This is a genomic window from Collinsella sp. AF23-4AC (genome assembly GCF_003462685.1).
In the GTDB taxonomy this organism is placed as follows: Bacteria; Actinomycetota; Coriobacteriia; order Coriobacteriales; family Coriobacteriaceae; genus Collinsella.
In genome coordinates, this window is sequence record NZ_QRVE01000007.1 from 1 (window position 1) to 19,812 (window position 19,812).

The following is a 19,812-nucleotide window of genomic DNA, read 5'->3' on the forward strand; positions in this document are numbered from 1 at the left end:
TCACCAAGCACAACCTCAAGTACCGCCGCTACTACCACCAGTTCGACTACTAAGAGCTGGTCACGGGTCCGATATCTTGGCTGGTTGATATCTCGACCCTGCACAAGGGCGTCCGCAATTGCGCGGGCGCCCTTTTTGCGTTGTGACAAGAGACTGCTGCTAACCGCTTGCCCTATGTTTCCAAATGAATACGGTGTGAGCCGAGGAGGACGATTCTCCCCGCAAACACTCTAGTATGCTAAAGTACCCAGAAGACCGGCGGAGCTATGCCGGTCTTTCGTTCTATATGAAACACAGCATGAGGAGGCTCACCAGATGACGGCCACACCGTGGGGATTCCGGGACATATTGCCCGAGGAGGCTCAGGCGCGCGAGGAGATCGCGCTGACGGTGAAGGGCTGCTTTAGGGAGCATCATTACCTGCCGGTCGAGACGCCGCTACTCGAGGACAAGGGTTCGCTCGAGGAAGGCGGCCGCATCGCGGATACGCCGTTTAAGCTCTTTGATGACGACGGTCGCCTGCTGGTGGTCCGTCCCGACAACACGCTGCCGATCGTTCGCCTGGTTTCGACCCGCATGCGCGCGGCCGACCTGCCCCTGCGCCTGCGCTACGAGGCGCCGGTGGTTCGCGAGTGCCAGCGCAATGCCGGCGGCTCGCGTCAGTTTACGCAGCTGGGCTTTGAGCTCATCGGTGCGGGCGACGCCGCGGGCGATGTCGAGATTGTCTCGCTGGTAGCCGAGGCCGTGCGCAAGCTGGCGTTGCCCGATGCGCGCATTATCGCAGGTAGCGTGCGTCCTTTTAAGGAGCTGCTCGCGGCGTGCGAGGATCGCGAGCTGGCTGCCGAGGCCCTGCGCTGCGTGCACGCCAATGACTTTGTGGGCCTCGATGCCCGCGTGGCGGCAAGCGCCGAGTCCGAGGCCGTCAAGGCCGCCATTAGCGAGCTGCCGCGCTTGCACGGCGGTGCCGAGATACTCGACCGTGTGGATGCGCTGCTGGAAGCTGCCGGTATCGTCGCGCCGCTGACACGCGAGCTGCGTGCCCTGGTCGAGGGCCTGGCTCCCGAGGACGCCCAGGTGCTGTCCTTCGACTTCTCCATCATGAACTCTTTTTATTACTACACGGGCCTGGTCTTTAAGGCCTATGCCGGTGGCCTGCCCGATCCGGTGGGTTCGGGCGGTCGCTACGACTCCATCTTTACCGGCGCGTTTGGCGATGGCATCGAGGTACCGGCGGCGGGATTTGCCTTTTCGCTCGAGCGTCTGGAGGCCGCGCACACTTCGGCTGAGGACGCCGCTTCCGACGGCGACCACGCCGCGGGCCGTGGTGCCGAGGGTCCGCTGCGCATCGCCGTTCCCAAGGGCTCGCTTAAGGCCGACACGCTCGACGTGCTCGAGGCCGCGGGCCTGGACGTCTCCGAGCTGCGCGACCCCGGCCGTCACCTGATCGTGCGCGGTCGCGATACGCGTGCCGGCGAGGGCGCGGTCGGCGATATCGAGTTTGTCATCGTGCGCCCCAGCGATGCGCCCGCTTTTGTGGGCTGCGGTGGTGCCGATTGCGGCATCTGCGGCTGGGATTCGCTTATCGAGGCCGACCTCAACCTGCTGCAGCTGGTCGATTTGGGTTACGGCCTGTGCACCTTTATTGAGGCTGAGCCCGTTTGGCGCGCCGGTCAGGCCGAGCGCAACTATGCCCGCCGCGGTTCGCTTCGCGTGGCAACCAAGTACCCGCGCATCGCGAGTGCCTGGTATGCCAAGTGCGGCGTGAACGCCGACATTGTTTCGCTGCACGGCAACATCGAGCTGGGACCCATCGTCGGTATGACCGATCGCATCGTGGATATCACCGCCACGGGCGCCACGCTGCGCGACAACGACCTGGTCATCACCGGCCGCATTATGGACTGCACGGCCCGCTTCTTCGTCAACCCGGGTGCCGCGCGCCTGGATCCGCGCGTTCGCAACCTGGCCGATCGCCTGGCGGCTGCCGTGAAGGACAAGCATTTTGAGCCCGTCGCGGGCTCGGCACAATAGCGCGAGCGCGCACGGGCGCCCCCATATCCGGACTGCGGGCCGATTGGTGCCGCTGCCCGGCATCTCGTTTTCCAAACGCAACCTCGACCGATAGGGGATACCGATATGAAGACCATCAAGCTTGCTCCCGGTGAGCGCCTCGTTACCAACCAGCTCAACCGCAAGGGTGTGCTGCCGCAAAACATCGTCGACGCCGCCCGCGATATCGTGGCCAACGTGCGTGCCAACGGCGATGCTGCGGTGCGCGATTACTGCCAGCGTTTTGACGGTGTCGAGCTGCAAAGCTTTCGTCTGCCGCAAGAGCAGATCGATGCTGCGCTCGAAGGCCTCGACCCGGCCTTTGTCGCCGCGCTCGAGAAGGCTGCGCGCCAGATCCGTGAGTTTCACCAGCGCGAGGTCGAGCAGAGCTGGTTTACCACGCGCCCGGACGGCACGATGCTCGGCGTTAAGGTGACCCCGCTTGCCGCGGCCGGCATCTACGTGCCGGGCGGTCGCGCGCAGTATCCCTCCACCGTGCTCATGAACGCCATTCCTGCCAAGGTGGCCGGCGTTAAGCGCGTGGTCATGGTGACGCCGCCACAAAAGGACGGCCTGATCAGCCCCTATACGCTCGCCGCGGCCAAGCTCGGCGGCGTGGACGAGATCTATATGGTGGGCGGCGCCCAGGCCGTGGCCGCGCTGGCGTACGGTACCGAGACCATTCCGCGTGTCGACAAGATCACCGGACCGGGCAACGCCTTTGTCGCCGCAGCCAAGCAGATTGTCTCGGGCGACGTGGGCATCGACATGGTCGCCGGCCCCTCCGAGGTTTGCGTGCTGGCCGATGCCACGGCCAAACCCATGGTGGTCGCGGCCGACCTGATGGCCCAGGCCGAGCACGATCCGCTGGCCGCCTGCTATCTGGTGACCTGCGACGAGCAGTTTGCGCGCGAGGTCGAGGCGGGTATCGACATTCTGGTGGCGCAGTCGCCGCGTGCCGAGATTACGCGCGCCTCGCTCGACAACGAGGGCACCATCGTGGTGGCCGCCGATATGGCTGCCGCCGTCGAGGCCGTGAACACCGTGGCGCCCGAGCACCTGGAGCTGCACTGCAAGGATGCAATGGGCCTGCTTGGCGGCATTCGCAACGCCGGCGCCATCTTTGTGGGCGCTTGGAGCTCCGAGCCGCTCGGCGATTACGTTGCCGGCCCCAACCACACGCTGCCGACCGGCGGCACGGCCATGTTCTCCAACCCGCTTTCGGTGGAGGAGTTCGTTAAGCGCTCAAGCGTTATCTGCTATACGCCCGAGGGCCTGCTCTCCGACGCTCCCGCTACGCAGCGTTTGGCCGAGGCCGAGGGCCTGTGGGCGCACGCGCTTTCTGCCGCCCTGCGTCGTCGCGTGCTGGAACAGGGCGAGGATTCCGTGAGCGCCGAGTCGCTGGCGGCGGCCGACCTGACCAAGGTTGCCTGGCCGGGCGACGCCGCGGCGACGGTCGCCGAGGGTGTGGACTTGGCGGCTGCGGGCGCGGATGGCGCTAACGCGACCGGCGGGGAGGCCTAATATGGCCGAGCTGACGCCTCGCATGAAGGAACTCGTCCAGCCCTACTTGGCCGGCATTGAGCCCTACGATCCCAACTTTACGCCCACGCGCATCAACCTTTCGGCCAACGAGAACACCTATCCCGTGCCGGCTGGCGTGCGCGAGGCGATCGACGCGGCACTCGCCGCCACGCCGCTCAACCGCTATCCCGACCCCATGTCCAACGAGCTGCGCGACGAGCTTGCCGCTTGGCATGGCGTGGCACGCGAGAACATCTGCGTGGGCAACGGCGGCGACGAGCTGCTCTATAACTACCTGCTGGCGTTTGGCGGCGCGGGGCGGACCCTGCTCAACTGCCCGCCATGCTTTAGCGAGTATGCGTTCTTTGCGTCGCTCTGCCAGACCGAGGTGCGCGACGTGTGGCGCGATCCGGTGACCTTTGAGCTCGATCAGGCTGCCGTGCTTGCGGCAGCGCCCGAGTGCAACCTGGCGATTGTGACCTCGCCCAACAATCCCACGGGCGACGTGGCGCCGCTCGACTTTATCGCGGCTCTGTGCGATGCGTGTCCCGGCATGGTGATGGTCGACGAGGCCTACGTGGAGTTTGCTGACGATTCGTTTGGCGCGGCCACCACGGCGCAAGGGCTTATCGCCGAGCATTCCAACCTGGTGATTCTGCATACGCTGTCCAAGGCGTTCGGCGCCGCCGGCACGCGTCTGGGCTATGTGATTGCGTCACCCGAGGTTATTGACGTGTTCGCGGCGATTCGCCAGATCTATTCAGTCAGCGTGCTGAGCCAGGCCGCGGCGCTTGCCTGCGTGCGTGCCCGCGATGCGTACGCGCCCGTGGTGGCACAGGTTGTATCCGAGCGCGAGCGCGAGCTGTGCGCCCTGCGCGCAATGGCTGCCGAGGGCCTGCCCGTGGAGGCGTGGCCGAGCGCGGCGAACTTTGTGCTCGTGCGCACGCCGCACGCCACGCGCGTGCGCGAGCGTCTGCGCGATGAGTATTCGATTTTGGTGCGTGACTTTAGCTACGCGCCGGGGCTTGCGGACTGTCTGCGCATTACCGTGGGTACCCCGCAGGAAAACGACGAGGTGCTGGCAGCGTTTGCCGCGCTGGTGAAGGAGGAGATGTAGATGGGCCGTTATGTCGAGGTGACCCGCAAGACGGGCGAGACCGACATTGTCGTTAGGCTCGATCTGGACGGATCCGGCGTGTGCGATATCTCGACCGGCGTGCCGTTTTTCGACCACATGCTCAACGCCTTTGGCCGCCATGGCCTGTTCGATTTGACGGTACATGCGATGGGCGATGTGGAGGTCGACGCGCACCACACCGTCGAGGACACGGGCATTGTGCTGGGCGAGGCGTTTTGCCAGGCACTGGGTGACAAGGCGGGCATTACGCGCTTTGCCGATGCGGCGATTGCCATGGACGAGACGCTCGTGATGGCCGCCGTTGATATCTCGGGTCGCGGGCAGGCCTATTGCGATCTGCCCGTGCCGACCGAGCGCGTGGGCAGCTTTGATACCGAGCTGGCCGTCGAGTTCTTCTATGCCTTTGCGCGCGATGCTAAGCTCACGCTGCATGTGCGCGAGCTGGCGGGCGGCAACTCGCATCACATTATCGAGGCAGCCTTTAAGGCCGTGGGACGCACGATGCGCCACGCCTGCGAGCTTGATCCCCGCGTCCAAGGAATCCCCAGCACCAAGGGCTTACTGTAACCGCCATATAGGCAGAAACCACCACAAAGGTGCCTGTCCCCTTTGTGGTGGTTTTGGATGATGGAAAAAGGAGGGTCGCGTGGGCGAACCGAAGATCGTGGTGGTCGACTACCACAAGGGCAACTTGTCGAGCGTCGTGCGCGGGCTTGCGCGCGCCGGTGCCGCTGCCTGCACATCGGACGATCCGGAGCAGATCCGCAACGCCGACGGCTTGGTCATCCCGGGCGTGGGCGCGTTCTATGACGCGATCGCCTTTATGCGCCAGAGCGGCGAGGAGGCGGCCGTGCTTGACGCCGTTGCCGCCGGAACTCCTCTGCTCGGCATCTGCTTGGGCCTTCAGCTGTTTTTTGAACGCGGCGACGAGGGCGTGCCGGCGGACGAGGGCGCGGACGACGATGCCTCCGAGCAGGCTGGCGGTCCCTGGGTCGATGGCCTGGGCATTATGCGCGGCTCGTGCACGCGCTTGGAATCGAGTCGCCTGAAGGTGCCGCACGTGGGCTGGGACCAGGTGCACATGACGCCCGCCGGCGCGGCCGATCCGTTGCTCGCCGGTTTTGCCGAGGGCGCCAACATGTACTTCACCCACAGCTATGCGGTGGCCGACGATGTCGATGCCGCCGATGTTCTGGCGCGCACGCACTACACGCGGAGCTTCCCGTGCATCGTGCGTCACGGCAACGTGTGGGGCTGCCAGTTCCATCCCGAGAAATCCTCCGCGCTGGGACAGCGCATCCTTAAGAACTTCGTCAACATCGTCGAGGAGGCCGGCCGATGATCCTGTTCCCCGCAATCGATCTGATCGGCGGCAAGGTCGTGCGCTTGGAGCGCGGCGATCGCAGCCGCTGCAAGGTATATTCCGACGACCCCGTGGCCGTTGCCCGCTCCTTTGCCGAGCAAGGTGCGAACTGGGTGCATGTCGTCGACCTGTCCACTGCCTTTGGCGAGGACGAGGACGCATGCGCTGCCAACTCGACGGCGATCAAGGCTATCTGCGGCGTCGACGGTCTGTCCGTGGACGTGGGCGGCGGCGTCCGCTCGCTCGCACGCATCGACGAGCTGGCCGGCTATGGCGCGCGCCGTATTGCGCTGGGGACCGTGCTGGTGACCGAGCCGGGTTTTGCCGAGGTGGCAGCGCGCGGCTTTGGCGAGCTGCTGGTGGCAGACATCGCCGCCCGTGACGGCCAGGTCAAGGTGAACGGCTGGCGCGATGGCGCGGGCGTGGCGCTCGATGATGCGGTGGCGCAGCTTTCCGAGTTGGGCTTTAAGCATTTGGTGTACACCGACATCGCGCGCGATGGCATGCAGACGGGCATCGACGTGGCGGCGTATCGCCATGTGGCCGAGGTCGCGGGTTTTCCCGTCGTGGCTTCGGGTGGCATCTCGACACTCGACGATATCTGCGCGCTTGCCGCGGTGGGTGAGGATGCTATTGAGGGTGCGATCACCGGTCGCGCACTCTACGAGGGCAACTTTACGCTGGCACAGGCGCTGGCCGCCGCCCGAGGGGAGGAGTAACCCATGCTTACCAAGCGTGTGATTCCCTGTCTGGACGTTAAGGACGGCCGCGTGGTCAAGGGCGTCAACTTTGTGAGCCTGCGCGATGCGGGCGATCCGGTGGAGCTGGCGCGCGCCTACGACCGCGAGGGCGCGGACGAAGTCGTGTTCCTGGACATCACTGCGACGAGCGATAACCGTGCGACGACCATTGAGATGGCGGCGCATGCGGCCGAGGAGCTGGCCATTCCCTATACCGTGGGCGGCGGTTTTCGTGACCTGGCGGGCATGCGAACCATGGTGGCTGCCGGTGCCGATAAGGTGTCGCTCAACTCTGCTGCCGTGCGCGATCCGTCGCTGGTCAGCCAAGCTGCCGCTGCATTTGGCAGCCAGGCCGTGGTCGTGGCGATCGATGCCAAGCGTGTTGGTTTGCCCGGTGAGCCGGGAGCCGACAAGTGGGAGGTCTTTACCGCGGGCGGCCGTAACGCCACGGGTATCGATGCGGTGGCGTGGGCCGAGGAAGCGGCTCGTCGCGGCGCCGGTGAGATCTTGCTCACCAGCATGGATCGCGACGGCACCAAGGCTGGCTTCGACCTGGCACTCACCCGCGCCGTGGCGCGCGCGGTGCCGATCCCGGTGATCGCAAGCGGCGGCGTGGGCACGCTCGAGCATTTCGCCGAGGGTGTGATCGAGGGCGAGGCCGATGCCGTGCTGGCGGCGAGCGTCTTTCACTTTGGAACCTTCAGCATTCGCCAGGTGAAGGAGTACATGGCCTCGCAGGGCATCCCTGTCAGGTTGGACTTCTAGCGCTGCGGCTTGCCCAGGCACCGCATCTTGCCGCTCAAACCGTCGCTCGCGTACAAAGTACGCGTCGCTCCTCTTTCGCGGCAACCTGCGGCACCTGGACAACCCTCGCCGACCTGTGGGGCTTACTGTTATTACTTGGGAGAAATGATGACTGAGGTAGTAGAAGCTGCTGATCTTAAATACGACGCCCACGGGCTGATTCCTTGTGTGGTTCAGCAGTATGACACTGGCGAGGTGCTTATGGTTGCTTGGATGAACGAGGAATCGGTGGGGCTGACGCTCAAGACCGGGACCACGTGGTTTTGGAGTCGCAGCCGTCAGGAGCTCTGGAACAAGGGCGCGACGAGTGGCAACATGCAGGAGGTCAAGGAGCTCTGGGCCGACTGCGATAGCGATACGCTGCTGGTCAAGGTGGACTCGCCGGGCCCGGCCTGCCATACCGGCAACCGTACCTGCTTCTTTAAGCGCGTAAAGGGGGGAACACGATGAAGGTCGTGACGCCGTTCGAAGTCGCCGACTGCAACGCCGAACTCCTCCGCGCGGGCGTGCCGTGCCGCGTGCACCTGACCGATGCCTGCGGGGCGCAGTCGCTTTGGCTCGAGGCCGAGAAGGAAAGGCTCGATGAGGCCCATGCCGTCATCGTTGAATTCTTTGGGAAAAAGGGCGCAAAGCTTCGGTTCGATGAGACCGGTACTTACTTTACGCTGCAGTAACGAGAGGAAATAACCATGGGAGTCAGAACAGCTAACGTGCAGCCGGGAAATATCGGCGAGACGCTGACGGGACTAGCCGAGGTGATTCACGGTCGTCGCGATGCGTCGCCACAGGAGAGCTACACCGCCCGTCTGCTGACCGACGTCGAGGACGAGCTGCTCAAGAAGCTTGCCGAGGAGGCGAGCGAGGTGATCATGGCCTGCAAGGATAACGACCACGATCACATTCGCTACGAGGCCGGCGACCTGATCTACCACCTGCTCGTGACGCTCGAGCGCTACGGCATTACCCTCGACGAGCTGGCCGGCGAACTCAACGCCCGCCGCCACTAGTTATTGGGGACGTTCTTAAACGACCAGTTAGGCGAGGGGCGTGGACTCCCATTCTCCGGTGAGGTGGGGGATGTCGAGGGTTCGATAACCGCAGTCGTAGGCGTGGGCCTGAGCCTCGCGAATGTTCCAGCAGATGTCGCAGGCGCGGTGCGCGTCCGAGCCAAAAGTGATCGGCACCTCGGCGTGGACAAAGTGACGTAAAAGGCCGGTCGCGGGATAGTAGTCATCGAGGCCCTTGCGCGGTGCGGCCGTCGAGATCTCAACGCGGCGACCCGTATCGTGCGCGCACTCGGCCATCTGCTGCCAAAACGGCGCGGGGTCAAAGTCGGGCGCAAAGCCTTCCTTCGAAAAGCGCATGACTAGGTCGGGGTGAGCCATCACATCAAAGTTGAGCGGGCTCTCGCAGGCTCGGCACCAGTCATCGATATAGCGCTCCCACACGCCGCGTACGCCTAAGTTTTCCCAAACATGCAGGTTGGTATCGTCGTCGATCCAGCCACAAAGCGAATCGGGCGTATCGGGGCGCGCGACGCCCTCTGTCCCTGCCGTGCCCGCGGCACCTGCCGCAATGTCGCCCGGGTCGCCAATCCAATGCACGCTGCCCAAGCGCACCACGGCGCCCTGGGCCCAGCGCTCAACCAAGGGTTCGCAGCCCTCGTACCAATCGCATTCAAAACCGTAGATAAAGGTGAGCTCCGGCGCAATCTGCGCGGCGAGTTTGCGGGCGTCCTCAAAGGCCAGACGATGTGCCGGCAAGTCGCCCTCGACGACCTGCACCTCGCAGTTAGCATCCATGCTGGCGGGCAGGGTGAGGTGGTCGGTCGAGACCATGACGCGGCATCCGGCAGCGGTAGCGGCGCGGACGTTGTCCTCGAACGAGGCGTGGCCGTCCGAAAACGAAGTATGGGTGTGGCAATCGACCAGCGGGCAGGCGGGCATGGCGACTCCTTTGCATTTGGCGAATCCGTTCCATTGTAATGGCGCAGCCTCGGCGCGGCGGGAACGCTGCAGGTCGAAACCGACTGGAAAGGGCAGGCAGCGCGTGCCGGCGCCGGCGACTACTTGCTTTGTGCCGCCACGCGTTTGGCCTGCACCGTTACCATCGCGTGCCGCACGGCGGTGATGGGGCGATAGCGGATCATACGCGGTCCCGACCAGCGCATGACCTTGCGGATCTTCTCGCGCATGGCGGGCCGGTAACAATGCGAAGGACAGGCCGAGCAAAATGTCTTGGTGCCCATGTGCGGGCAGTGCTCAATGCGCGCGATGGCGTATTTCTGCAGCTCGGCGCATTCGGGGCAGAGCGTAATGGTCCGAAGGCCTAGCTTCACGCGCACGGGCTCATCGTCGCCAGCCTGCTCGACCGCATGCCCGCCGCCATGATGCCCGCGGCACCACAGCGCAATCATCTGCGACACCATTTGGGCCTCGCGCTCGCGTTTGCGTGCCAGCTCCGGTGTGTCGACCGGGCGTGCCATTAGCTCAGCCTCCCGTGCTCGACCGAAAGCGAGAAATCGGCAAACGCGCAGGTGCTGGCACGGTGGCTTACGAGCACAATGGTCTTGCCGCGGCGCTTGAGCTCGTCAACGGCCTGCATTACGGCTGCCTCGTTGAGAGCGTCAAGTGCGCTGGTGGGCTCGTCGAGCAAGATGAAAGGCGCGTCGTTGAGGAAGATGCGCGCAAGGCCGATGCGCTGGCGCTCGCCGCCCGAAAGCGAGTCGCCCAGCTCGGCAACGGGCGTGTCGAGACCCTGCGGCAGGCGGTCGATGAGGGCGGTAAGCGAAGCGGAGCGGCAAGCGTCGAGCAGCTCGGCATCGGTGGCGCTGGCGTGCGCAACCAGCAGATTCTCGCGTACGGTGCCGCAGAACAGATGTGTGTCCTGGGTCATATAGGCCTCGTGGCTGCGCAGGCTCGCCGTGTTGATGTGGCGGGCGTCGACGCCACTCACCGTGATGGTGCCAGCTGCGGGGTCCCAAAAACGCATGAGCAGCTTAAGCAGCGTCGACTTGCCCGAGCCCGAGCGCCCCATGATGCAGGTCATAGTGCCGGGCGCAAAGGTGCAGGTCACGTCGTCGAGGATGAGGCTCGAAGCGGGGTCGTTCGCGGCCTGCTCTGTGGCGTCGGCACCGCCCGCGTCCACGCCGCCCGCATAGCTAAAGCTCACATGCTCGGCTGCGGCGCCGGCAAACTCAACGTCCTGTCCGTCGGCGACCTCGGCGCACTGGGGTTGCTCGTCGAGCAAATCGAGCACGCGTGCGCTCGAGGCGAGCGTCTCCTGCAGTGAGGCGCCCAGGCGGCTCACGGCCATTACCGAGCCAAACGACGACACAAAGGTAAAGACGGCGACAAACGCTGCGGCAAAGTCAATCGTTCCCGCAGCCACCAGCTGCAGCGCACGCCCGAGCATCACCAAATTGGCCGCAAGAATAAGCGTATCGGCTACGGCCTCGCTGGCCGCCTGGCGGCGCTTGAGGCGCGCGTCCACGGCGCCGACTTGTTCGGTCAGCTTGCCCAGGGCACGGCTGCGATCGGCGCCACCGGCAAACTGGATAGTCTCGGACGCGCCGCGTAGACTGTCGAGCACAAAGGCACCCAGCTTACCGGCGCCCTCGCGGCTCTGGAGGCCGGTGGTGCCGCATGCCTTGGCCGAGGTCAGGGGCAGCAGCACGCCCAGGGCCGCGTAGGCCACGAGCGCGATGCCCGCGAGCTCGGGGCTCACAGCCAGCAAAAAACCCTCAAACACAACGGTGCAGACCAGAGCGATGGCAATGGGCGAGATGGTGTGCGCGTAGAAGACCTCGAGCAGTTCGATATCCGAGGTGACCAGGCTTACGAGCTCGCCCTTGCCGCGGCCCTCGAGCTTGGCGGGGGCGAGCTGGCGCAGGGCGCCAAACACCAGGTCGCGAATGTGCGCGAGCAGACGGAATGCGATGTAGTGGTTGCAGAGCTGCTCGCCGTAATGGAGCGGCCCGCGTGCGATGCCACAGACGGCGCAGGCCACGCATGCCGCGACAAGGCCCAGGCCCAGGGCATTGTGGCCCAGGGCCGACATAAGGCCAAGGGCGCCAAAGGCCGGCACGAACGCGGCGGTGAGCATGCCAATGCTGCCCAGCGCGACGGCTAGCACAAGCCAGCCGGCAAGCGGTCGGACGAGCCCCATCATGCGCCACATGATGGACGGCGCCGAGCGACGGGCGCGGCCGGAGTCAGGCGCCGCGGTAGCGGAAGACGAGCCGGCACCGTTGAGGCCATCGGTACAGGCAGTACTGCCGCCAACAGCCTCAACCGCGCCTGCATCCTCGGCATCATCCTCCGCATACGCATATGCCGAGAGCTGCTCCTGGCTGTTCCACATGCGCGCATAGGCGCCCGCGGTTGCCAAGAGCTCGCCGTGAGTCCCGTGCTCGACAATGCGACCGCGTTCCAGCACCAGAATCCGGTCGGCGTCCACGATCGTCGACAGGCGGTGTGCCACCACAATTACAGTGTGCTCGCCGGCGAGCGACGCGATGACCTCGCCAATCGCGGCCTCGCTCGCGGCGTCCACATTGCTCGTCGCCTCGTCAAAGACATAGATCGGCGAGTCGTGCAGCAGGGCGCGGGCCATGCATACGCGCTGGCGCTGGCCGCCCGAAAGGTTGGTGCCGCCCTCGTTAATCACCATGTCGAGCCCGCCGTTGGCCTGCACAAAGGCCGCCACGCGCGTGCGGTCGAGCGCGCGCAAAAGCTCGGCGTCGGTGGCGTCGGGCTGGGCAAGCAGCAGGTTGTCGCGCAGGGTGCCGGCAAACAGGTAGCCGTTGGTGGGCACCAGGGTGACGGCACGCATGAGTGAGGCAGCTGTGGCATCGCGCAGCTCGACGCCGCCAATGCGAACGCTGCCACGGTAGGCACCCTTGCGGCCCGCGATAATCCCCGCGAGCGTGGACTTGCCGCCGCCGCTTTCGCCCACGAGTGCCACGAGCGAGCCGTGCGCAATGGTCACGCTGGCGCTGCCCAGCACCGTGCGGTCGCCGTATGCATAACTCACGCCCGCGAGCTCGATATCGCCGCGACCGTCAAGCTCAACATCGCCGCGCTCGGGCTCGGGTGTATCCAAAATGCCAAACATGCGGCGCGAGGCGGCCATGCCGTTCATGGCCGTGTGGAACAGCGATCCCAAGCGGCGCATAGGCAAAAAGAACTCCTGCGACAGAAAGACGATGAGGAAGGCAGCCTCAAAGCCAATCTTGCCCGTGGCGAGCTGCAGCGTGGCTACGATAATGCCGAGCGCGGCGCCCATATAGACGACCAGGTCCATAACGCAAATGGAGCGCAGCTGCATCACCAGCAGGCGCATGGTCGCTGTGCGGAAACGCTCGGACTCGGCGTTGATGCGCTCGTGCCAGCTGCGATCGGCCTGGTAGACCTTAAGGGTGGTGAGACCCTGCACGGCCTCCAGGAACATGCCGCCCAGATCGACATAGCTGCCCCAGTACTCGGCACCGATCTTTTTGGCGTTGCGCATGACCATCATGATGGAGACGGGGATGACCGGAACGCAGGCGAGCAGCAGCGCGGCGGGAAGACCCGCCTGGCCCACGAGCAGTACAAACAGCGTGATGGGTGCCAAGCCGGCAAAGAAGAGCTGCGGCAGGTAACCGCCAAAGTACACCTGGAGTTGCGCGGCGCCCTCGACGCTGGTCTGGACGGCCTCGGCGGTGGGGACGGTCTCGGTGTAGGAGGGGCCGAGTGCGGTGAGCTTGTCGTAGACGAGCGAGCGCACGCGGCGGACGGCCTCGAACGCGGCCTTGTCGCCGGCGCGTTGGGCCAGGTAGATGGAGGCGGCGCGCACGATGATGGCGGCGGCGAGCGGTAGGGCCGCCTGTGCGAGGGCATCGACGGCGAGCGCGGCGGAAAGACCGTCCGTGACGATGCCGCCCAAGATGCGCGCAAGCACCCACATCACCGTGATGTTTGCCATGAGTGCGATCCACTTAAACAGGACACTTGCCATAATGTAGGGCGTTGCCTGCGGAACCAGGGAGAAGAGCCGCTTCTCGAACATGAAACCTCCTATGCCGTAACGGTGTCGGGCGGGGTCCTCGGCAGCCGCTTAGTTAGCCAAATGCAACTAGAGTAACATCGTGCAGCGGATAAGTATGCCGAGGGTAATTTTTAGCCGATGAACTGCGTAGAAAGTTCAAAATTGTTGAGTGCGGCGAACTTTGTGGTGGATGGAGTGCGGGCGCAATTCTGATCGTGTGCGGCCCCGCTTCAAAACGTGTACGTCAGCCTCCAAAACCGACAAAAAATGACATGTTTGGAGGCTGACGTACATGTTTGGATGAGGGCGAGGGTGACGACGGACGAAAGTCACGCCTGTGCCACGTCCGATGTGCTAGCGTTTGGGTGAACAAAACGAGCCCGTGCGGAAAGGATCCGGACCGTATGCAACGTGGAAGTACATCTCCGCTGTCCCGCGAGACCGATGCGCCCGAAACCATCGTCAAGCTGGAATGCGACATCGACGACGCGTCACCCGAGGTGCTCGCCTACGCCGCCGATCGCCTGCGCGAGGCGGGTGCGCGCGAGGTACACTGGCTGCCCCTCTACTGCAAGAAAGGCCGTCCCGGCTGGCAGCTGCAGGTGATCTGCTCGCATGAGGATATCGAGCGCCTGCAGACGATTATCTTTTTGGAAACCACGACTAATGGCATCCGGCGCCAGGTCATGGAGCGCGTTTGTCTGCCGCGTCGCTTTGAGCAGGTCGCAACGCCTTGGGGCGAGGTGTCCGTTAAGGTAGCCACCCTGCCCGATGGCAGCGAGCGCGCGGCGCCCGAGTACGAGGACTGCGCCCGCCTTGCCCGTGAGCACAACGTGCCGCTCCAACGCGTGATGCAGACGGCCCAAGCCGCGGCACTGCGATTTGAGTAACGCGGCCGGTGGCACGCCACGCCCGGCCCCATCAACCCCACCCGAAAGGACTTCCCATGAAATGTCTCATCGCCTCCGACATCCACGGCTCGGCATATTGGGCCGAGCGCCTGTGCACTGCCATCGAGTCCGAGCAGCCCGACCGCATCGTGCTGCTGGGCGACCTGCTCTATCACGGCCCGCGTAACGACCTGCCGCGCGATTACGCCCCCAAGCGCGTGATTCCGCTGCTCAACGCCCTGGCCGACCGCATCATCGCGGTGCGCGGCAACTGTGACGCCGAGGTTGACCAGATGGTGCTCGACTTTCCCGTCATGGCAGACTACGCCACGCTGTTCGACGAGGCCGGCCGCGAGCTGTTCCTGACGCATGGCCATGTCTTTGGCGCCGGCATGCACAACAGCGTCGACCACGCGCCTGCGCTGCCCGAGGGCTCCGCGCTCGTCTACGGTCACACGCATATCAAGGTTAACGAGGCAAGCGAGGCGCACCCGGGCCTGTGGCTGTTCAATCCCGGCAGCGTGAGCATTCCCAAGGACGGTACGCACAGCTACGGTATCTATGAGGGCGGCGCGTTCCGTCACGTGATCCTGGAGGAGGAATAACCATGGCGCAGCATATGGCTCAGCAAAATGCCGAGGGTTCGCGCGACCTGTCGACGCTGGTAGATGCGTCGGCCGAGCTGCAGCATCTGGTGCAGACCATCTGGCGCCTGCGTCAGCCCGATGGCTGCCCGTGGGACCGCGAACAGACGCATCAGAGCATCGGCAAGAACATGATCGAGGAAGCCTACGAGGCGCTCGACTGCATTGAGGCCGACGACGCGGCACACCTGCGTGAGGAGCTGGGCGATGTGCTCATGCAGGTCGTGCTGCATGCGCAGATTGCGGCGGACGCCGGTGAGTTTACGCTGGCCGATGTGGCACGCGATATCGACGCCAAACTCATCCGCCGCCACCCGCACGTGTTTGGCGACGTGGATGCCGAGAACTCCGACGAGGTGCTCAAGATCTGGGACGAGGTCAAGCTTGCCGAGAAGGCCGTCAAGGACAAGGCCGTGGCAGCAGGCGAGGCGGTACCCGAGGGCCTGCTCGACGGCGTGCCCACGCATCTGCCGGCATTGATGCAGGCGCAGAAGGTGTCGCGCAAAGCAGCGGCCGTGGGCTTTGAGTGGGAGACGGTCCAGGATGTGTGGGACGAGGTTGCCGGGGAGCGTGCCGAGTTTGAGGCCGAGGAGCCCGGCTCGCCCGAGCGCGAGATGGAGTTTGGCGACCTGCTCTTTGCCCTGGTCAACGTTGCGCGCAAGGAGGGGATTGACGCCGAGAGTGCCCTGCGCGCCAGTACGGCAAAGTTCCGCCGCCGCTGGGCCGCGATGGAGCAGATGGCAGCCGACGTTCACGTGGATCTTGCCGAGCTTTCGACCCACGGCCTCAACGACCTCTGGGATGCCGCCAAGGCGGAGGAGTAAGACTGCGGGAACGACGGGCTGACATGCCTCATCGTTCCCGCTAAATAATTCGAAAAACAATTGTATCCTTCGGCTAACTTAGGGCATAATGCAAAAAGTGCGACGGCTAACTTACGGAGGCGCACCGACGGTGCGCAGTCGGCCAGTCGCTTGCATCCACTACGTTTCCAAGTGAGAGGGAGACAACATGAGCGATATTTTGGACGTCTACGGTCGTGAGGTGCTCGACAGCCGCGGCAATCCCACCGTCGAGGTCGAGGTCGTGCTCGAGGACGGCAGCTTCGGCCGCGCAATGGTGCCTTCGGGCGCTTCGACCGGCGCCTTTGAGGCCTGCGAGCTGCGCGATGGCGACAAGGGCCGCTACCTGGGCAAGGGCGTTTCGCAGGCCGTCGAGCACGTCAACAACGAGTGCGCTAACGCCGTCGTGGGCCTCGACGCCTTCGACCAGCGCGCCGTCGATGCCGCGCTGATTGCCGCGGACGGTACCCCCAACAAGACCAGGCTCGGTGCCAACGCCATCCTGGGCGTGTCGCTGGCCGTTGCCCGCGCCGCTGCCGAGTCGGCGGGTCTGTCGCTGTACCAGTACCTGGGCGGCGTCAACGCCCACCTGCTGCCCACACCCATGATGAACATCCTCAACGGCGGCGTGCATGCCGACAATAACGTCGACTTCCAGGAGTTCATGATCATGCCGGTGGGCGCCCCGAGCTTTGCCGAGGGCCTGCGTTGGTGCGCCGAGGTCTACCACACCCTCAAGGGCGTGCTGCACGAGGCCGGCCTGGGCGGCGGCGTGGGCGACGAGGGCGGCTTTGCCCCCAACCTTAAGACCAACGCCGAGCCGTTCGAGTACATCACCAAGGCCGTGGAGAAGGCCGGCTTTAAGCCCGGCGTCGACTTCATGTACGCCATGGATCCGGCCTCGACCGAGTTCTACAACGCCGAGACCGGCATGTACGAGCTCAAGGGCGAGGGTGTGGAGTACACGAGCGCCCAGATGGTTGATTACTGGGAGAAGCTTGTCGACACCTATCCCATCATCTCCATCGAAGACGGCATGGCCGAGGAGGATTGGGACGGTTGGGTCGAGCTTACCCGTCGTATTGGCAACAAGGTGCAGCTGGTGGGCGACGACTTGTTTGTCACCAACACCGAGCGCCTTAAGAAGGGCATTGAACTGGGCGCCGCCAACGCGATTCTGGTCAAGGTCAACCAGATCGGCACGCTCACCGAGTCGCTCGAGGCCATCGAGACCGCCAAGGAGGCCGGCTATGCGTGCATCGTGAGCCACCGCTCCGGCGAGACCGAGGACTCCACGATTGCCGACCTGGTCGTGGGCGTCAACGCTGGTCAGATCAAGTCGGGCGCTCCGTGCCGCAGCGACCGTATCGCCAAGTACAACCAGCTCATCCGCATCGAGGACGAGCTTGAGGGCAGCGCGCGCTACGCCGGCAAGACCGCGTTTTACAACATTCGCTAAACAAGCGGTGCTCGCGGGGCGGGGTTGACTCGGCTCCGCTCCACTTCTGATGGCCGCCATTGGGCGCTGGGCCACACGGCTCAGCGCCTTTTTTATGTCGAGCAAAGGCTGGCGAAGGCGGTGCGCATGCTCGTGCTATAACTAAAGGACTTAGCGCAAACAAACCTCAACCGCACAAGGCGCACATGGATCAGATTTACGACAACAGGCACTATTCCGCCGGTTCGCGCGAGCCGTCGCCTCGCCCTGCGCGCACGGTGCAGCTCGGTGGGTCCGCCTACGCCGGCGCCGACCGCTCCACGCAGCGCCCGACAAGTATCTCGCGTCCCAATGCTCAAGTGAATACTTCGACAGATGGACCAGTACGTCCGACACGTTCGCCGCATTCGTCGCGTCCCTCGGCCCAGACGCACGACAAATCGAGCAGACCTTCGAGCCGTCTTTCGGGCGCGGACTTTATGCGCTACGCCAACGACAATGCGGTGGTCAAGGCGATCTATGACTTTACGCATGGCTCTCTGCGCCTGCTGTTTATCGGTATCGTGGTGGCGCTGGCGCTCGTGAGCCTGTATTTTCCCGTACGCGACCTGTACGTGGCTAAGCGTTCGAGTGATATCTTGGCCAAGCAGGTCGAAATTCGCGAGCAATATAACGACGAGCTGCAAAAAAGCGTCGACAAGCTGCTCTCGGAGGAGGGCATCAAGGATGCGGCGTCCGAGGACCTGGGCCTGGTAATGCCTGGCGAGACTAGGATTGATGTCTTGGGCCTGGATGGCGATTCGGACTCGTCGTCGGCTGAAAAGAAGTCGTCGAACGCCAAGAAGGCCAGCGAGGTGGCCAAGGAGATCGAAGAAGTCGGCAAGGACGCGCCGTGGTACATTCAGACGCTCGACATGCTGTTTGGATTTAACGGCGTCGAGGGTCAGACGGTCGCGTCCAGCGGCGAGTAGGCGAGTAACGCCCGGAGGGGAGCCCGCAATGGCAGAGTGCAAACGATATAAGGTGGCCGCGATCGACCTGGGAACGGTGTCGTCGCGACTGGTGCTGGCGCAGGTCGAGGCCGGGGCGATCGTGGAATCGTCCAAGCATACCGAGATCACCGACTTGGGCGAGGGCGTGGACGCGACGGGGCGCTTTTGCGAGGCGGCCGTTGAGCGCGTGCTCGCTGCGTGCCGCATGTTTGTGGACGAAGCCCGTGCCTTTGGGGCCGTGCGCATCTGCACCACATGCACGAGCGCCGCGCGTGATGCGTCCAACGCCGCCCTGCTGCTAGACGGCCTGCGCGAGCTGGGGCTCGAACCGCAGGTGATTCCGGGCGAGGTCGAGGCGCGCCTGACGTTTTTTGGCGTGGCACACGACTTTGCTGGCGAGCGCATCATCGTCGCCGATTCGGGCGGTGGCTCCACGGAGCTCGCGACGGGCGTCTATGCGCCTGAGCGCGGGGTCTTTGCGCTGGAGGGAACGCGCTCACTGGACATCGGTTGCCGTCGCGTGACGGAGCGGTTTTTCTCGGCGCTGCCGCCTGCAGACGGCGAACTTGCGGTTGCCGCCGCGTGGGCGGGCGAGCAGTTCTCCTCCTATTTTGAGGGCCTGCCCAGCGACTTTGAACGTGCCGAGCGTCTCGTTGCGGTGGGCGGTACCGTCACCACGCTCGTGGCGCTGGTCCACGAGCTGGAGCCGTACGACTCGAGCTTTGTTCATCTGCGCGAGCTTTCGATGGATCAGGTTTCGGCCGCCATCGAGCGCATGTCTGTGCTGGACGCAGAAGGCATCGCTGCGCTACCGGGCGTGCAGCCCAAGCGTGCGGGCGTGATTCTCGCTGGCGCCGTGGTGATTCGCGAACTCATGCGCGCCGGCGGCTACAGGGCGCTTACCGTGAGCGAGAACAGCCTCCTCGCCGGCATGGCAGCAACCATCAACGAGACTCTCGACGGCGCGACCCCCACCATCGCCTGGACCCCCACTCTCAGCACACTCTAAAAGTAGTCTTTTTGGGACGGGGCTTTTTTAGCTACATGGTCCGCCCGAGCCTTTCCGTGAATGAGTTTTCTGGGACGGGGATTAAAAAATCATTAGGTACACAATGATTTTTTAATCCCCGTCCCAGAAAACTCATTGGGTGGGCGGAAAAGTAGTCAAAAAAGCCCCGTCCCAAATTAGCTGCCCTGCAGTTGACGGCATCTAAAAGAAACGAGCCCGCATCCCAAAGGGACACGGGCTCGTAAACAATACGTGGTAGGGGCGGTGGGACGTCTGCGTATTTGCTGTGCAAATCCGCACCGGCTTCGGCCGCCTGCCGGCGCCCTCGCCGGCTCGCTGCGGACGCTGC

19 protein-coding genes are annotated in these 19,812 nt (G+C 64.4%); 16 read left to right on the plus strand and 3 right to left on the minus strand.

What is annotated here, in order from left to right:
- The first annotated feature begins 315 nt into the window (after positions 1–315).
- The 10 genes from hisG to hisE all read left to right on the plus strand — a co-directional run bounded on the left by hisG (position 316) and on the right by hisE (position 8,625).
- Entirely contained in the window at positions 316–2,031 is a 1,716-nt protein-coding gene (gene hisG / locus DWY05_RS05275) for an ATP phosphoribosyltransferase (protein WP_117820946.1), read from the plus strand.
- A gap of 105 nt (positions 2,032–2,136) precedes the next feature.
- The gene (gene hisD, locus DWY05_RS05280) at positions 2,137–3,573 is read left to right on the plus strand and encodes a histidinol dehydrogenase (protein ID WP_117820945.1); all 1,437 of its coding nucleotides are present in this window, start codon (positions 2,137–2,139) and stop codon (positions 3,571–3,573) included.
- A 1-nt stretch (position 3,574) separates the two neighbouring features.
- Positions 3,575–4,690, plus strand: coding sequence for a histidinol-phosphate transaminase (hisC, locus tag DWY05_RS05285; protein WP_199409575.1), 1,116 nt, complete (start codon positions 3,575–3,577; stop codon positions 4,688–4,690).
- Positions 4,691–5,278, plus strand: a complete 588-nt coding sequence (gene hisB, locus DWY05_RS05290; RefSeq protein WP_117820942.1) for an imidazoleglycerol-phosphate dehydratase HisB — start codon at positions 4,691–4,693, stop codon at positions 5,276–5,278.
- Positions 5,279–5,357: 79 nt separating this feature from the next.
- Positions 5,358–6,053, plus strand: a complete 696-nt coding sequence (locus DWY05_RS05295) for an imidazole glycerol phosphate synthase subunit HisH (RefSeq protein WP_117743682.1) — start codon at positions 5,358–5,360, stop codon at positions 6,051–6,053.
- Positions 6,050–6,793, plus strand: a complete 744-nt coding sequence (locus tag DWY05_RS05300) for a HisA/HisF-related TIM barrel protein (RefSeq protein WP_117820940.1) — start codon at positions 6,050–6,052, stop codon at positions 6,791–6,793. The genes DWY05_RS05295 and DWY05_RS05300 overlap by 4 nt, the downstream gene beginning before the upstream one ends.
- 3 nt (positions 6,794–6,796) lie before the next feature.
- Complete coding sequence (hisF, locus tag DWY05_RS05305; RefSeq protein WP_117820939.1) at positions 6,797–7,579, plus strand: imidazole glycerol phosphate synthase subunit HisF; 783 nt, start codon at positions 6,797–6,799, stop codon at positions 7,577–7,579.
- A 147-nt stretch (positions 7,580–7,726) separates the two neighbouring features.
- Positions 7,727–8,068, plus strand: a complete 342-nt coding sequence (hisI, locus tag DWY05_RS05310; RefSeq protein ID WP_117820937.1) for a phosphoribosyl-AMP cyclohydrolase — start codon at positions 7,727–7,729, stop codon at positions 8,066–8,068.
- Entirely contained in the window at positions 8,065–8,292 is a 228-nt protein-coding gene (locus DWY05_RS05315; RefSeq protein ID WP_117820935.1) for a hypothetical protein, read from the plus strand. The genes hisI and DWY05_RS05315 overlap by 4 nt, the downstream gene beginning before the upstream one ends.
- Before the next feature lie 15 nt (positions 8,293–8,307).
- Positions 8,308–8,625 (plus strand): phosphoribosyl-ATP diphosphatase, encoded by a 318-nt coding sequence (hisE, locus tag DWY05_RS05320; RefSeq protein WP_117583614.1) that lies wholly within the window; start codon positions 8,308–8,310, stop codon positions 8,623–8,625.
- Between the two features lie 27 nt (positions 8,626–8,652).
- Here hisE and DWY05_RS05325 read toward each other — a convergent pair whose 3' ends face one another.
- The 3 genes from DWY05_RS05325 to DWY05_RS05335 all read right to left on the minus strand — a co-directional run bounded on the left by DWY05_RS05325 (position 8,653) and on the right by DWY05_RS05335 (position 13,669).
- Positions 8,653–9,564 carry a PHP domain-containing protein gene (locus DWY05_RS05325; RefSeq protein ID WP_117820934.1) on the minus strand — a complete coding sequence of 304 codons (912 nt, stop codon included), beginning with the start codon at positions 9,562–9,564 and terminating at the stop codon, positions 8,653–8,655.
- A gap of 119 nt (positions 9,565–9,683) precedes the next feature.
- Positions 9,684–10,103, minus strand: coding sequence for a nitrous oxide-stimulated promoter family protein (locus DWY05_RS05330; protein ID WP_117820932.1), 420 nt, complete (start codon positions 10,101–10,103; stop codon positions 9,684–9,686).
- The gene (locus DWY05_RS05335) at positions 10,103–13,669 is read right to left on the minus strand and encodes an ATP-binding cassette domain-containing protein (RefSeq protein WP_117820931.1); all 3,567 of its coding nucleotides are present in this window, start codon (positions 13,667–13,669) and stop codon (positions 10,103–10,105) included. The genes DWY05_RS05330 and DWY05_RS05335 overlap by 1 nt, the downstream gene beginning before the upstream one ends.
- Before the next feature lie 383 nt (positions 13,670–14,052).
- Here DWY05_RS05335 and larC point away from each other — a divergent pair, with 383 nt between their 5' ends.
- The 6 genes from larC (at position 14,053) to DWY05_RS05365 (ending at position 19,463) form a co-directional block, all read left to right on the plus strand.
- Positions 14,053–14,538, plus strand: a complete 486-nt coding sequence (gene larC, locus DWY05_RS05340; protein WP_117820930.1) for a nickel insertion protein — start codon at positions 14,053–14,055, stop codon at positions 14,536–14,538.
- A 56-nt stretch (positions 14,539–14,594) separates the two neighbouring features.
- Entirely contained in the window at positions 14,595–15,143 is a 549-nt protein-coding gene (yfcE, locus tag DWY05_RS05345) for a phosphodiesterase (protein ID WP_117807773.1), read from the plus strand.
- A gap of 2 nt (positions 15,144–15,145) precedes the next feature.
- Complete coding sequence (mazG, locus tag DWY05_RS05350; protein ID WP_117820929.1) at positions 15,146–16,006, plus strand: nucleoside triphosphate pyrophosphohydrolase; 861 nt, start codon at positions 15,146–15,148, stop codon at positions 16,004–16,006.
- 187 nt (positions 16,007–16,193) lie between these two features.
- Positions 16,194–17,483 carry a phosphopyruvate hydratase gene (eno, locus tag DWY05_RS05355; RefSeq protein ID WP_117820928.1) on the plus strand — a complete coding sequence of 430 codons (1,290 nt, stop codon included), beginning with the start codon at positions 16,194–16,196 and terminating at the stop codon, positions 17,481–17,483.
- A 185-nt stretch (positions 17,484–17,668) separates the two neighbouring features.
- A complete protein-coding gene (locus DWY05_RS10100; RefSeq protein WP_233504017.1) occupies positions 17,669–18,433 on the plus strand; it encodes a septum formation initiator family protein in 765 nt (254 codons plus the stop codon).
- Positions 18,434–18,461: 28 nt separating this feature from the next.
- Positions 18,462–19,463, plus strand: coding sequence for a hypothetical protein (locus tag DWY05_RS05365; RefSeq protein WP_117807767.1), 1,002 nt, complete (start codon positions 18,462–18,464; stop codon positions 19,461–19,463).
- Positions 19,464–19,812 lie beyond the last annotated feature (349 nt).

What these genes read in the sequence shown, in the direction of transcription:
- hisG (WP_117820946.1), top strand. Translation starts at nt 316, where the DNA reads ATGACGGCCACACCGTGGGGATTCCGGGACATATTGCCCGAGGAGGCT.
- hisD (WP_117820945.1), top strand. Translation starts at nt 2,137, where the DNA reads ATGAAGACCATCAAGCTTGCTCCCGGTGAGCGCCTCGTTACCAACCAG.
- hisC (WP_199409575.1), top strand. Translation starts at nt 3,575, where the DNA reads ATGGCCGAGCTGACGCCTCGCATGAAGGAACTCGTCCAGCCCTACTTG.
- hisB (WP_117820942.1), top strand. Translation starts at nt 4,691, where the DNA reads ATGGGCCGTTATGTCGAGGTGACCCGCAAGACGGGCGAGACCGACATT.
- DWY05_RS05300 (WP_117820940.1), top strand. Translation starts at nt 6,050, where the DNA reads ATGATCCTGTTCCCCGCAATCGATCTGATCGGCGGCAAGGTCGTGCGC.
- hisF (WP_117820939.1), top strand. Translation starts at nt 6,797, where the DNA reads ATGCTTACCAAGCGTGTGATTCCCTGTCTGGACGTTAAGGACGGCCGC.
- hisI (WP_117820937.1), top strand. Translation starts at nt 7,727, where the DNA reads ATGACTGAGGTAGTAGAAGCTGCTGATCTTAAATACGACGCCCACGGG.
- DWY05_RS05315 (WP_117820935.1), top strand. Translation starts at nt 8,065, where the DNA reads ATGAAGGTCGTGACGCCGTTCGAAGTCGCCGACTGCAACGCCGAACTC.
- hisE (WP_117583614.1), top strand. Translation starts at nt 8,308, where the DNA reads ATGGGAGTCAGAACAGCTAACGTGCAGCCGGGAAATATCGGCGAGACG.
- DWY05_RS05325 (WP_117820934.1), bottom strand. Translation starts at nt 9,564, where the DNA reads ATGCCCGCCTGCCCGCTGGTCGATTGCCACACCCATACTTCGTTTTCG.
- DWY05_RS05330 (WP_117820932.1), bottom strand. Translation starts at nt 10,103, where the DNA reads ATGGCACGCCCGGTCGACACACCGGAGCTGGCACGCAAACGCGAGCGC.
- DWY05_RS05335 (WP_117820931.1), bottom strand. Translation starts at nt 13,669, where the DNA reads ATGTTCGAGAAGCGGCTCTTCTCCCTGGTTCCGCAGGCAACGCCCTAC.
- larC (WP_117820930.1), top strand. Translation starts at nt 14,053, where the DNA reads ATGCAACGTGGAAGTACATCTCCGCTGTCCCGCGAGACCGATGCGCCC.
- yfcE (WP_117807773.1), top strand. Translation starts at nt 14,595, where the DNA reads ATGAAATGTCTCATCGCCTCCGACATCCACGGCTCGGCATATTGGGCC.
- mazG (WP_117820929.1), top strand. Translation starts at nt 15,146, where the DNA reads ATGGCGCAGCATATGGCTCAGCAAAATGCCGAGGGTTCGCGCGACCTG.
- eno (WP_117820928.1), top strand. Translation starts at nt 16,194, where the DNA reads ATGAGCGATATTTTGGACGTCTACGGTCGTGAGGTGCTCGACAGCCGC.
- DWY05_RS10100 (WP_233504017.1), top strand. Translation starts at nt 17,669, where the DNA reads ATGGATCAGATTTACGACAACAGGCACTATTCCGCCGGTTCGCGCGAG.
- DWY05_RS05365 (WP_117807767.1), top strand. Translation starts at nt 18,462, where the DNA reads ATGGCAGAGTGCAAACGATATAAGGTGGCCGCGATCGACCTGGGAACG.